The organism is Sediminicoccus rosea (genome assembly GCF_033547095.1).
GTDB classification, from domain to species: domain Bacteria; phylum Pseudomonadota; class Alphaproteobacteria; order Acetobacterales; family Acetobacteraceae; genus Roseococcus; species Roseococcus rosea.
Genome location: NZ_CP137852.1, coordinates 4,270,986 through 4,283,365 on the forward strand (window position 1 = coordinate 4,270,986; position 12,380 = coordinate 4,283,365).

Genomic DNA, 12,380 nt, shown 5'->3' on the forward strand with positions numbered 1-12,380 from the left:
ATGCACCCAGTCCTTCGCCTTTCCGCCGCCGCCCTCGGCCTCGGCGCGACCCTCCTTCCCGCCCGCGCGGAGGAGGCGGTGGAGGTGCCGGACACGGTGGTGCAGGCCCGCCGCCTCGATGCGGCGCGCAACACCATCTCCCCCACCCTCGGCGCCACCGTCTCCACGCTCGACCGCAACGCCATCGAGGGGCTGCCCCAGGGCGTGCAGGCGCCGATCAACGAATTGCTGCTCACCTTCCCCGGCGTGGTGCAGGACAGCTTCGGCGAGATCCACATCCGCGGTGAGCACCGCAACCTGCAATACCGCATCAATGGCGTGACCATCCCCGAGGGCATCCAGGGCTTCGGCGCCTTCCTGGATGCGCGCGGGGTGCGCTCGCTCTCACTGCTGACGGGCTCGCTGCCCGCGCAGTTCGGGTACCGCACCGGCGGCGTGGTGGATGTGAACCTGATTTCGGGCGCCTCCAACCCCGGCGGCTGGGCCAGCATCTATGGCGGCAGCTTCCGCACCTTCCAGCCCTCCATCGGCTATGCCGGCGTGTTCGACGGCTGGGACGTCTTCGCCATGGGCACGGCGAAGCAGAGCCTGCAGGGGATCGAGCCGCCGACCGGCTCCTACGATTCCATCCACAACCGCACCAACCAGTATCGCGGCCTGCTCTCCGTCTCGCGGCCGGTCACGGAATCCACGCGCATCAGCTTCATCGGCGGCGCCTCGGCCAACCGCTTCCAGATGCCGAACAATCCGGGCCAGCCGCAGGAATACCCGGTGAACGGCATCACCGATTTCGACAGCGCCCGGCTGAACGCGCATCAATGGGAGCGCAACCAGTTCGGCATCGTGGCGCTGCAGGGCAGCGAGGCCGCGCTGGACTGGCAGGTGGCGGGATTCGCGCGCCGTTCCTCCACCAAATACATCCCGGATGTGCAGGGGGAGCTCGCCTTCAACGGCGTGGCGTCCGGCATCCAGCGACTGTCCCAGGCGGCGGGCGTGCAGGCCGATGCTTCCTACCGGCTCAATGCGGAGCACACGCTGCGCTTCGGCCTGATGACGATGGCCGAGCGCGTGCGCGCCTGGAACACCTCCTTCGTCTTCCCCATCGATGCGGATGGCGAGGTGCTGGACGCGCAATTCCCGGTCATCAACAACAACAGCCGCACCTCCTGGCTCTATGGCATCTACCTGCAGGATGAGTGGCGCATCACCGACCGCTTCACGCTGAATTTCGGCCTGCGCGGCGACTATGCCGACCAGGCGGTGCAGGCGGGCCAGGTCTCGCCGCGCATCAACGCCGTCTGGCGCCCCTGGGACGGCACGACGCTCACCCTCGGCTATGCGCGCTACTTCACGCCGCCCGCCCAGGACCTCATCACGCCCTTCACCGTCGGCCAGTTCGCGGACACGACCGGCGCGCCGCCGGGCACCACCGGCGCCACGCCGCGGCCCGAGCGCAGCAACTACTTCTCGGCCGGCATCTCGCAGCGCGTCACGCCCGAGCTCACCCTCGGCAGCAATGCCTGGTACAAGCAGGCGACGGACATGCTGGACCTTGGCCAGTTCGGCCGGGCGCTGGTCTTCACGCCCTTCAACTACGCGCGCGGGCAGAGCTACGGCATCGAGTTCACCGGCCAATGGACGACGGAGCGGCTCAGCGTCTTCGCCAACCTCACCCTCTCGCGCGCCACGGGCACCAATATCCGCAGCAGCCAGTTCAACTTCGACCCGGAGGAGCTGAGCTACATCGCGGGCAAATATGTCCGCACCGACCATGACCAGCTCATCACCGCCTCGGGCGGCATCAGCTATCGCCCCTGGGAGGGGGCGCGCGCCTCGGCCACCGCCTTCTACGGCAACGGGCTGCGGCGCGGCTTCGCCAACAGCGAGAAGCAGCCCGCCTATGCCACGATGAACCTCGGTTTCGCGCAGGAATTCCGCGCCTATGACGGTGGCGCCTGGACCGCGCGCGTGGACCTGATCAACGTGACGGACCAGGTGGTGCAGCTGCGCGACGGCTCGGGCATCGGCGTCGGCGCGCCGCAATTCCTGCCGCGCCGTGCCATCTATGCGGGTCTGTCGCGCGCCTTCTGAGCCGCCCCCTTGCGGCGTGGCCGCGATCCGCGCGAGCCTTCGCCCATGAGCGATTGGCAGGCCCGCGCGGGCACCGTCTTCACCACCCGCAAGCAGCCGGCGACCGGCGCGCGGGGCATGGTCGTCACCAACCACCCGGCGGCGAGTGCCGCCGGCGCGCAGATGCTGGCGGAAGGCGGCAATGCGGTGGATGCCGCCGTCGCCGCCATCCTCGCCCTTTCGGTCTGCGAGCCGATGATGGTGGGGCTCTTCGGCGGCGGGCTGATGCATCTCGCGCATCCGGACGGCACGCATGAGGTGCTGGACGGCATGGCCTGCGCCCCCTTCGCCGCGCGCCCCGAAATGTTCGAGGGTCGCGAGCCGCATCGCCAGTTGCGCGGCGGGCAATCCGTGGCCGTGCCGGCCAACCTGCTCGCCTGGGAGGCGGCGCTCAAGCGGCATGGGCGCTTCTCCATGGCCGATGTGATCGCGCCCGCCATCCGGCTGGCCGAACGCGGCTTCACCGTCTCGGGCTATCTCAACGAGTGCATCCAGGAGACGGCGCCGGACCTCGCGCTGGATTCCGGCATGGCGCGGCTCTTCCTGCCGGACGGCGCGCCGCTCGCGCCCGGCGCCCGGCTGGTGAACGCCGCGCTCGGCGAGACGCTGCGCGCCATCGCGGCCGAGGGCGCGGATGCGCTGCATCAGGGCGACCTCGGCACCTCGGCCAGCCACGACCTGGCGCGCAAGGGCGGCATCATCACGACGGATGACCTGGCGGCGGCCAAGGTGATCCGGCGCGAGGCGGTGCGCGGCACCTATCGCGGCATCGAGATCTATGGCCCGCCGCCCCCCTCGGCCGGCGGCGTGCATGTGCTGCAGATGCTGAACCTGCTGGAGGCCTATGACATCGCCGCCAGCGGCTTCGGCACGCCGCAGACGCTGCACCTGATCGCGGAAGCCTTGCGGATGGCCTTCGCCGACCGCGCGGTGGCGACGGCGGACCCGGCCTTCCTGAAGGTTCCGGTGGCGCGCCTGATCAGCAAGGAATACGCGGCCGAGCGCCGCGCCTTCCTCGACCTCGCGCGCGCCCAGACCTGGGTCGCGGGCCTTTCCAACCGCGAGAGCGCCAACACCACGCACATCACGGTAGCCGACCATGAAGGGCGGATCGCCTGCTGCACCCACACCATCAACAGCCTCTTCGGCGCGAAGATCCTGCTGCGCGAGAGCGGGCTGATCCCGAACAACTACATGGCGCTGTTCGACCCCCGCCCCGGCCTCGCGCAGTCCATCGAGCCGGGCAAGCGCGTCACCACCTCCATGTCGCCGCTGATCCTGCGGCGCGAGGGCAAGCCCTGGGCGGCGCTGGGCCTGCCGGGCGGCTTGCGGATCTTCGCCTCGACCTTCCAGGCGGTGATGAACCTGGTGGATCACGGCATGTCGGTGCAGGAGGCGGTGGAGGCGCCGCGCGCCTGGACCATGGGCGGGCCCCTGGAGCTGGAGCCCGGCTTCGGCGCGGAGACGCGCGATGCGCTGGCCGGGATGGGGCATGAGCCGCTGGCCGTGCCGCATGTCGCGGGCGGCATGGGGGCGATCCGTTTCCATGAGGACGGGATCATGGAGGGCGCCTCCTGCTGGCGGGCGGATGGCGCGCCGGTGGGCATCGGCGGCGGGCCGGCCTCGCCGGGCGTGCGCTTCTTCCCGGATGTGGTGAAGTAGTTTCGTGATGCCCCCGGGCGCCGGGCGCGCCCGGTGGTTGGCGCTCATGGGCGGCGCCGGCCGCGGTGCGGCCGGATCGTCGGGCAAGGGCGATCATGGGGCGCGCCCGTTGGAGATCGCGTGGCACGGCGCTAGAAGCCCCGCATGACGACACAGCCGCTCAGCTTCCAGGACATGATCCTGACCCTGCACCGCTACTGGGCGGCGCAGGGCTGCCTCATCCTTCAGCCCTATGACATGGAGATGGGGGCCGGCACCTTCCACCCGGCGACCACACTGCGGGCGCTGGGGCCGAAGCCCTGGTCGGCCGCCTATGTGCAGCCCTCGCGCCGGCCCTCCGACGGGCGCTATGGCGAGAACCCGAACCGGCTGCAGCACTACTACCAGTATCAGGTCATCATGAAGCCGAGCCCGCGCGACCCGCAGGCGCTGCTGCTGGAGAGCTACAAGGCGCTTGGCCTCGATCCGGCGCTGCACGATATCCGCTTCGTCGAGGATGACTGGGAAAGCCCGACGCTGGGCGCCTGGGGCCTGGGCTGGGAGGTCTGGTGCGACGGGATGGAGGTGACGCAGTTCACCTATTTCCAGCAGGTGGGCGGCATCCCCTGCGAGGTCCCGTCCTGCGAGCTGACCTACGGGCTGGAGCGCCTGGCCATGTACATCCAGGGCGTCGAGAACGTCTATGACCTCGACTTCAACGGCCGCGGCGTGACCTATGGCGAGGTGTTCCACCGCGCCGAGGTGGAATACAGCGCCCACAACTTCGAACATGCCGACGTGACGCTGCTGAAGCGGCAATTCGAGGAGGCGGAGCAGGAATGCCACGCCCTCGTCGCGCGGAGCCTGGCGCTGCCCGCCTATGACCACTGCATCAAGGCGAGCCACCGCTTCAACCTGCTGGATGCGCGCGGCGCCATCAGCGTGACCGAGCGCGCCGCCTATATCGGCCGCGTGCGCGCGCTGGCGAAGGCCTGCTGCGAAAGCTGGCTGGAAGGGGCCGCCTGACCATGCCCGAATTGCTCATCGAACTCCTCACCGAGGAAATCCCCGCGCGCATGCAGGCGCGGGCCGCCGAAGACCTGTGCCGCCTCATCAAGCCGGCCCTGGCGCCCCTGCTCCAGGGCGAGGCGCGCGGCTTCCATGGCCCGCGCCGCATCGGCCTCGTCGCCGACATGGCCCTCTCCGCCGAGACGGCGGCGAAGGAGGAGCGCGGGCCGCGCATCGGCGCGCCGGAACAGGCGCTGGCCGGCTTCCTCAAGAAGCACAACGCGACGGCGGACATGCTGGTCGAGCAGAACGGCTTCCTGGTCCTCGTGAAGCCGGGCGAGACCATCACGGCCGAGGCACTGCTGATGAAGGCGCTGCCCGAGCTTCTCTGGGCCTTCCCCTGGCCCAAGAGCATGCGCTGGGGCGTCAGCCAGTTCACCTGGGTGCGCCCCCTGCAGCGCATCCTCTGCCTGCTGGGCGGGCGCGTGGTGCCGGTCCGCCTCGCCCGCGGCGAGGATGCCGCGCATCGCCTCATCGCGAGCGACGTGACCGAGGGCCACCGCGTGCATGCGCCGGGCGCCATCACCGTGGCCGGCCATGCCGACTACCTGGCGCAGCTGCGCGCGCATTACGTGGTGGCCGACGCCGCCGAGCGCCTGGCGATGATCCGCGAGGGCGTCGCAGCACTCGCCGCCGAAAAGGGGCTGGAGGTGGTGCCCGATGAGGGCCTGCTGGCCGAGGTCGCGGGCCTCGTCGAATGGCCGGTGCCGCTGCTGGGCCGCATTGACGACGCCTTCATGGACCTGCCGCCCGAGGTGATGCGCACCTCCATGCGCGTGAACCAGCGCTATTTCGCGCTGCGCCACCCCGATGGCCGGGCCGCGCCCTGGTTCGCGCTGGTGGCGAACATCTCCGCGAGTGATGGCGGCGCGGCGCTGGTGGCCGGGAATGAGCGCGTGCTGCGCGCCCGCCTCTCCGATGCGCGCTTCTTCTGGGACCAGGACCGCAAGCAACGCCTGGAAGATTTCCTGCCGAAGCTGGAGGGCGTGGTCTTCCACGCCAAGCTCGGCACCCAGGCGCAGCGCGTCGAGCGCATCGCGAAGCTCGCGGCGCACCTGGCCCCCATGGTCGGCGCCGATCCGGCCCTGGCGGACCGCGCGGCCCGGCTGGCCAAGGCGGACCTCGCCTCGGGCATGGTCGGCGAATTCCCGGAATTGCAGGGCATCATGGGCGGCTACTACGCCCGCCTGCAGGGCGAGGATCCGCGCGTGGCCGATGCCATCGCCCAGCATTATCGCCCGCTGGGGCCGACCGACGAGGTGCCGCGGGAGCCGGTGGCGATCGCCGTCGCGCTGGCCGACAAGATCGATCAGCTGGCCGGCTTCTTCATCATCGGCGAGAAGCCGAGCGGCAGCGGCGATCCCTATGCCCTGCGGCGCGCGGCCCTCGGCCTCATCCGGATCGTGCGCGAGGCGCGGCTCAGGCTTCCCCTGCGCGTGCCCTTCCTGGAGCACAGCGCGGCCGTGATCGGCCAGATCTACAACACCCATGTCACCGCCGCGCAGCATGAGCTGGACCGGCTGGACGAGGCCTTCCCCTGGCTCGGGCTCAAGGCGCTGCCGATCGGCGGCAATGTCATCCCGGAGGAGGAGGGGCACGGCCCGCTCTATCGCTACGCCCAGTACCGGGACGAGACGAGCGGCGCGCTGCGCGAATTCATCGCCGAGCGCCTGCGCGTCCAGCTCCGCGCCGAGGGCGCCCGGCATGACATCATCGCCGCCAGCCTGGTCGGCGATGACGACATCCTGCGCATCCTGGCCCGCGCGGATGCGCTGCAGGGCCTGGTCGAGTCGGAGGACGGCACCAACCTGTTGGCCGCCTACAAGCGCGCCCAGAACATCCTCCGCATCGAGGAGAAGAAGGACGGCCCGCATGGCGGCCCGGTGGACGAGGCGCTGCTGGCCCTGCCGCAGGAGCAGGCGTTGAACGCGGCCCTCACCTCGGCCGAGGCCAGCGTCGCAATGGCCCTGGAGGCCGAGGATTTCGCCGCCGCCATGGGCAGCCTCGCCGCGCTGCGCGCCCCGGTGGATGCCTTCTTCGAGTTGACCATGGTCAATGATCCGGTCCCCTCGTTACGGCAGAACCGTTTGCGGCTATTGTCACGGCTCAGGCGCGCCATGGACCAAGTGGCGGACCTGTCCAAGATCGAATCCTGAAGGAAACTCGGATGACCCAGTGGGTGTACAGCTTCGGCGCGGGGCACAATGAAGGCCGCGCCGACATGCGCAACCTGTTGGGCGGCAAGGGCGCCAACCTGGCCGAGATGGCCAGCATCGGCCTGCCCGTCCCCCCCGGCTTCACCATCACGACCGAGGTCTGCACCTACTACTACGACCACGGCCAGCAATACCCGGCCGACCTGAAGGCGGCGGTCAACGCCGCCCTCGCGCGGGTGGAAGAGGCCGTGGGCCTGAAGTTCGGCGACACCGAACGGCCGCTGCTCGTCTCCGTCCGCTCGGGCGCCCGCGTCTCCATGCCCGGCATGATGGACACGGTGCTGAACCTCGGCCTGAACGACCAGACGGTGGAGGGCCTGGCCCGCGCCTCGGGCGATGCCCGCTTCGCCTGGGACAGCTATCGCCGCTTCATCCAGATGTTCGGCGCCGTGGTGCTGAACGTGGACCATCACCAGTTCGAGGACATCATCGAGGGCGTGAAGCTCGACCGCGGCGTGGCCGAGGACACGGCGCTGACCGCCGAGGACTGGAAGGTCGTGGCCAGCGGCTACAAGGACGTGGTGGCGGAAGCGACCGGCAAGCCCTTCCCGCAGGACCCGCATGACCAGCTCTGGGGCGCCATCGGCGCGGTCTTCGGCTCCTGGATGAACGCCCGCGCCAACACCTATCGCCGCCTGCACGACATCCCGGCGAGCTGGGGCACGGCGGTCAACGTCCAGGCCATGGTGTTCGGCAATATGGGCGAGGATTGCGCGACGGGCGTCTGCTTCACGCGCGACCCCTCGACCGGCGAGAACATGTTCTACGGCGAGTACCTGGTGAACGCGCAGGGCGAGGATGTGGTGGCCGGCATCCGCACGCCGCAGCCCATGTCGTCGCTCCGCGCCAAGCCCGGCGAGAAGCCGATGGAAGAGGTGATGCCCGCCGCCTACCAGGAACTCGTCCGCGTCCGCGACGTGCTGGAGAAGCACTACAAGGACATGCAGGACATCGAGTTCACGGTGCAGCAGAACAAGCTCTACATGCTGCAGACGCGCAACGGGAAGCGCACCGCGGCCGCCTCGCTCAAGATCGCGGTGGACATGTGCGCCGAGGGGCTGATCGACAAGACGGAGGCCATCAAGCGCGTCGCCCCCGGCTCGCTCGACCAGCTGCTGCACCCGACGCTGGACCCGAAGGCGCCGCGCAAGCTGCTGAGCAAGGGCCTGCCCGCCTCGCCTGGTGCCGCCTGCGGCGTGGTGGTGTTCAGCTCGGACGAGGCCGAGATGCGCTCGCAGAAGGGCGAGAGCGTCATCCTGGTCCGCATCGAGACGAGCCCGGAGGACATCCACGGCATGCACGCGGCCCGCGGCATCCTCACCACGCGCGGCGGCATGACCAGCCACGCCGCCGTGGTGGCGCGCGGCATGGGCCGGCCCTGCGTGGCCGGTGCGGGCGGCATCGCGGTGGATTACGCGGCACAGGCGCTCTCGGCCGGCGGGCATGTCGTCCGCGCGGGTGACGTCGTGACGCTGGATGGCGCGACGGGTGAGATCTTCCTCGGCTCCGTGCCGATGATCGAGCCCAAGCTCTCGGGCGATTTCGCCAAGCTGATGGAATGGGCCGATGGCGTGCGCCGCATGAAGGTGCGCGCCAATGCCGAAACCCCGCTCGATGCCGAGACGGCGCGCAAGTTCGGCGCCGAGGGCATCGGCCTCTGCCGCACCGAGCACATGTTCTTCGACCCCGCGCGCATCGGCGCGGTGCGCCAGATGATCATGGCCGAGCACGAGGATGGCCGTCGCGCGGCGCTGGCCAAGCTGCTGCCCTTCCAGCGCAGCGACTTCACCGAGCTGTTCCGCATCATGGCCGGCCTGCCGGTGACCATCCGCCTGCTCGACCCGCCGCTGCACGAATTCCTGCCCCACACGGAGGAGGAGATCGCCGAAGTGGCCGTCGGCCTTGGCGTCGAGGCCTCGGCCATGCAGCGCCGCGCGGCCGATCTCTCGGAAGCCAACCCGATGCTGGGCCATCGCGGCTGCCGCCTCGGCATCTCCTACCCCGAGATCTACGAGATGCAGGCCCGCGCCATCTTCGAGGCGGCCATCGCCGTCGCGAAGGAGACCGGCACGGCGCCGATCCCCGAGATCATGATCCCGCTCGTCATGTCCAAGCGCGAGCTGGACATCACCCGCGGGCAGGTGGAGGGCATCGCGGCGCAGGTCTTCGCCGAGGCGGGCACCACCATCGAATACATGGTGGGCACCATGATCGAACTGCCGCGCGCCTGCCTGACCGCCGACTCCATCGCCGAATCCGCCGATTTCTTCAGCTTCGGCACCAACGACCTGACGCAGACCACCTTCGGCCTCTCGCGCGATGACGCCGGCAAGTTCCTGCCGGCCTATGTCGAGAAGAACATCATCCCGAAGGACCCCTTCGTCTCCATTGATCCGGAAGGCGTCGGCGCCCTGGTGAAGATCGCCGCCAAGAAGGGCCGGCGCGTGAAGCCGGGCCTCAAGCTCGGCATCTGCGGCGAGCATGGCGGCGACCCGGCCTCGGTGCAGTTCTGCGAGACGGTGAAGCTCGACTACGTCTCCTGCTCGCCCTACCGCGTGCCCGTCGCCCGCCTCGCGGCGGCGCAGGCCGCGCTGGACAGCGCGGGCCGGACCGACCGGACGGCGTGACCGCGGGGGCTTTGCCCCCGCACCCCCACCAAAGGCCGAGGCCTTTGGAAACCACTCATGGGGATTTGAGAGAGGGGCCCGCGCTCGCGCCGGGCCCTTCGCAGGCGGTTCGCGGGCATCGCCCCCGTGCTGTTTACCCGCATCCGGCCGCCAATGCCGCGCGGGCCCGGCCGCCGGCAGAGGCGCCGGGCAGCGCTGCGGCGTCGGCGGCCACGGGCAGCAGCGCGGCCATGTCCACGCCGGTCGCAACCCCCATGCGTTCGAACATCCACACCACATCCTCGGTCGCGACATTGCCGGTGGCCCCTGGGGCGAAGGGGCAGCCGCCCAGGCCGCCGGCAGCGGCGTCGAAGATCCGCACACCCGCCTGCCAGGCCGCATAGGTGGAGGCAAGGCCCATCCCGTAGGTGTCATGCGCGTGATAGGCCCAGGCGCCAACCTCCGGACAGGCCGCCATGGCGCTCGCCGAGAGTTCCGCCACGTGGTCGGGCGTGGCCCGGCCGGTCGTGTCGCAGAGGCAGATTTCCACATCGGGCCGCAGGGCCGCGAGCCGGCGGATCAGGTCCAGCACGGGGGCGACTTCCATCTTCCCGTCGAAGGGGCAGTCAAAGGCGGTGGCAAGGTTGATGCGCAGCGCGATGCCATCGGGCAGCGCCTCCAGCATCCGCGCGTAGTCCTCGGCCGATTCCGCGACGGAGCGGCGGACATTGCTGCGGTTATGCGCCTCGGAGGCGGAGAGGACATAGACCAGGAAGGGCGCCCCGGCCGCCACCGCGTCACGCGCGCGCTTTGCCGTGGGCACCAGCACCTGCGGGCGCAGGCCACGCAGTGCGGCGGCCACCTCCAACAATTCCGCCGTGTCGCGCAGCTGGGGGATGGCGGTGGCGCTGACGAAGGAACCGATCTCGATCCGCCGCAACCCGGCGGCGGCCAGGCGGCGGATATAGGCCGCCTTGGTTTCCGTCGGGATCCAGGGACCGATGGGCTGGAACCCGTCGCGCGGCGCGACCTCGACGATCTCGACGGACTTGGTCATCAGCACACCCCTTCCTGCCGCATCTTGGCGATCTCACCCTCGGAGAGCCCGAGCAGCCCGCCGAACACCTCGTCATTATGGGCACCCACCGGCGGCCCGGCCCAGCGGATCGCGCCGGGATCATCGGGCAGCAAGGGCACGATGCCCGGATGCAGCATGGGGCCGAGCGTCGAATCCTCGACCTCACGCACCATGCCGCGATGGCGGAATTGCTCATCGGCCGCGCAATCGGCGGCCGTATAGGCGCGCGTCGCCGGGATATCCGCCGCCGCCAGCATGCGTTCGAGTTCGGCCGCCTCGTGCAGCGCGGTCCAGGCGCCGATCTCCGCGTCGAGCGCCGCGACATTCGCGCAGCGTGCCTGGTTGCCGCGATAGCCCGGCTCCTCGGCCATCCCGGGCCGCCCCATGAGCGTGGCGAGCTTCTGGAAGAGCGGATCTGAATTGGCGGCGATCAGCACCCATTGCCCGTCGCGGGAGCGATAGGCATTGGTCGGTGCCGCCGTGGCGATGCCGCCGCCCGTGGGCTGCCGCACGGTGCCGAGCGCACCGTATTCGGGCAGCGCGCCCTCCAGCAGGCTAAGGATGCTTTCCGTCAATGCGACGTCCAGGCTGCGCCCGCGCCCATCGCCGTGCCGGGTGGCATCGCGGCGCCAGAGCGCGGCCATGAGGCCGAAGGCCGCGTAGATGCCGGCCACGCTGTCGCCGATGCTGATTCCGGTGCGCACGGGCGGGAGGTCGGTGGTCCCCGGGGCATGGTTCGTCAGGTGGCGCAGGCCGCCGATCGCCTCGCCGATCACGCCGAAGGCGGCGCGGTCCCGCTGCGGACCATCCTGCCCGTAGCCCGAGATGCGGGCGATGACGAGGTCGGGCCGGGCTTCGCGCAGGGCGGCTTCCGAGAAGCCCAGCCGGTCGAGCTGGCCGGGGCGGAAATTCTCCACCAGCGCGTCGCTCTCGCCCACGAGGCGCAGCACGATCTCGCGCGCGCGGGGCTTTTTCAGATCGAGCGTGATGCAGCGCTTGTTGCGGCCATGCACGCTCCACCAGGCCGATTGGCCCTTGTGGCGGGCGCCCCATTGCCGCACGGGGTCGCCCGCGCCGGGCGGTTCCACCTTGATGACATCGGCGCCGAGATCGCCCAGCAGCCGCGTGCAGAAAGGGGCAGCCACGAAATGGCCGAGTTCGAGGATGCGCAGCCCGGCGAGCGGGCCGCCCGTGGTGTCAGGCATATTCGGAGACCTCCACCAGATTGCCGTCGGGGTCGCGCAGGTAGAGCGAGGTGATGGGCCCCGTGGCCCCGGTGCGCGGCACCGGGCCGAGTTCGATGGTGAATCCTTCGCGCCGCAGATGCGCCTCGACCTCGACGAGCGGGACGGCGCTGATCAGGCAGATGTCGGCGCTGCCCCGGGTGGGTTGGCTCGCGCGCGGCAGGACGGGCTCGCCCGCGGCCTCGTGCAGGTTGATCTTCTGCCGGCCGAAGACCAACGCGTGCCGGCCGGCGCCGAAGACTTCGTCCCGCATGCCCAGGCCGCGGCTGTAGAAATCAATGCTGCGCGCGAGATCCGCGACGGTGAGGACCAAATGGTCCAGGCGGTCCATCATCTTGCCATTCCCTGCCCTGCCGGGGCGGGCGAACCATGTCGGGCGCGGCGTGGCCGCGCCATT

General features: G+C 70.3%; 8 protein-coding genes. 5 read left to right on the top strand and 3 right to left on the bottom strand.

The features are described from left to right. The 5 genes from R9Z33_RS20585 (at position 1) to ppdK (ending at position 9,682) form a co-directional block, all read left to right on the top strand. Positions 1-2,091 carry a TonB-dependent receptor gene (locus R9Z33_RS20585; protein ID WP_318648442.1) on the top strand — a complete coding sequence of 697 codons (2,091 nt, stop codon included), beginning with the start codon at positions 1-3 and terminating at the stop codon, positions 2,089-2,091. A 45-nt stretch (positions 2,092-2,136) separates the two neighbouring features. Next, the gene (ggt, locus tag R9Z33_RS20590; RefSeq protein ID WP_318648443.1) at positions 2,137-3,792 is read left to right on the top strand and encodes a gamma-glutamyltransferase; all 1,656 of its coding nucleotides are present in this window, start codon (positions 2,137-2,139) and stop codon (positions 3,790-3,792) included. 144 nt (positions 3,793-3,936) lie between these two features. Continuing rightward, entirely contained in the window at positions 3,937-4,797 is an 861-nt protein-coding gene (locus R9Z33_RS20595; RefSeq protein WP_318648444.1) for a glycine--tRNA ligase subunit alpha, read from the top strand. A 2-nt stretch (positions 4,798-4,799) separates the two neighbouring features. Further along, positions 4,800-6,995, top strand: coding sequence for a glycine--tRNA ligase subunit beta (gene glyS, locus R9Z33_RS20600; RefSeq protein ID WP_318648445.1), 2,196 nt, complete (start codon positions 4,800-4,802; stop codon positions 6,993-6,995). Between the two features lie 11 nt (positions 6,996-7,006). Continuing rightward, on the top strand, positions 7,007-9,682 hold the full coding sequence (gene ppdK, locus R9Z33_RS20605) for a pyruvate, phosphate dikinase (protein WP_318648446.1): 2,676 nt from the start codon (positions 7,007-7,009) through the stop codon (positions 9,680-9,682). 133 nt (positions 9,683-9,815) lie between these two features. On the opposite strand, the gene R9Z33_RS20610 is transcribed toward ppdK, so the two are convergent. The 3 genes from R9Z33_RS20610 to R9Z33_RS20620 are packed head-to-tail and all read right to left on the bottom strand — an operon-like array spanning position 9,816 to position 12,317. Beyond that, positions 9,816-10,718, bottom strand: coding sequence for a hydroxymethylglutaryl-CoA lyase (locus R9Z33_RS20610; protein ID WP_318648447.1), 903 nt, complete (start codon positions 10,716-10,718; stop codon positions 9,816-9,818). Continuing rightward, the gene (locus tag R9Z33_RS20615) at positions 10,718-11,944 is read right to left on the bottom strand and encodes a CaiB/BaiF CoA transferase family protein (RefSeq protein WP_318648448.1); all 1,227 of its coding nucleotides are present in this window, start codon (positions 11,942-11,944) and stop codon (positions 10,718-10,720) included. The genes R9Z33_RS20610 and R9Z33_RS20615 overlap by 1 nt, the downstream gene beginning before the upstream one ends. Next, entirely contained in the window at positions 11,937-12,317 is a 381-nt protein-coding gene (locus R9Z33_RS20620; RefSeq protein ID WP_318648449.1) for a VOC family protein, read from the bottom strand. The genes R9Z33_RS20615 and R9Z33_RS20620 overlap by 8 nt, the downstream gene beginning before the upstream one ends. Positions 12,318-12,380 lie beyond the last annotated feature (63 nt).

Excerpts from the sequence above, each read along its gene's own strand:
- R9Z33_RS20585 (WP_318648442.1), top strand. The coding sequence starts at position 1 with ATGCACCCAGTCCTTCGCCTTTCCGCCGCCGCCCTCGGCCTCGGCGCG.
- ggt (WP_318648443.1), top strand. The coding sequence starts at position 2,137 with ATGAGCGATTGGCAGGCCCGCGCGGGCACCGTCTTCACCACCCGCAAG.
- R9Z33_RS20595 (WP_318648444.1), top strand. The coding sequence starts at position 3,937 with ATGACGACACAGCCGCTCAGCTTCCAGGACATGATCCTGACCCTGCAC.
- glyS (WP_318648445.1), top strand. The coding sequence starts at position 4,800 with ATGCCCGAATTGCTCATCGAACTCCTCACCGAGGAAATCCCCGCGCGC.
- ppdK (WP_318648446.1), top strand. The coding sequence starts at position 7,007 with ATGACCCAGTGGGTGTACAGCTTCGGCGCGGGGCACAATGAAGGCCGC.
- R9Z33_RS20610 (WP_318648447.1), bottom strand. The coding sequence starts at position 10,718 with ATGACCAAGTCCGTCGAGATCGTCGAGGTCGCGCCGCGCGACGGGTTC.
- R9Z33_RS20615 (WP_318648448.1), bottom strand. The coding sequence starts at position 11,944 with ATGCCTGACACCACGGGCGGCCCGCTCGCCGGGCTGCGCATCCTCGAA.
- R9Z33_RS20620 (WP_318648449.1), bottom strand. The coding sequence starts at position 12,317 with ATGATGGACCGCCTGGACCATTTGGTCCTCACCGTCGCGGATCTCGCG.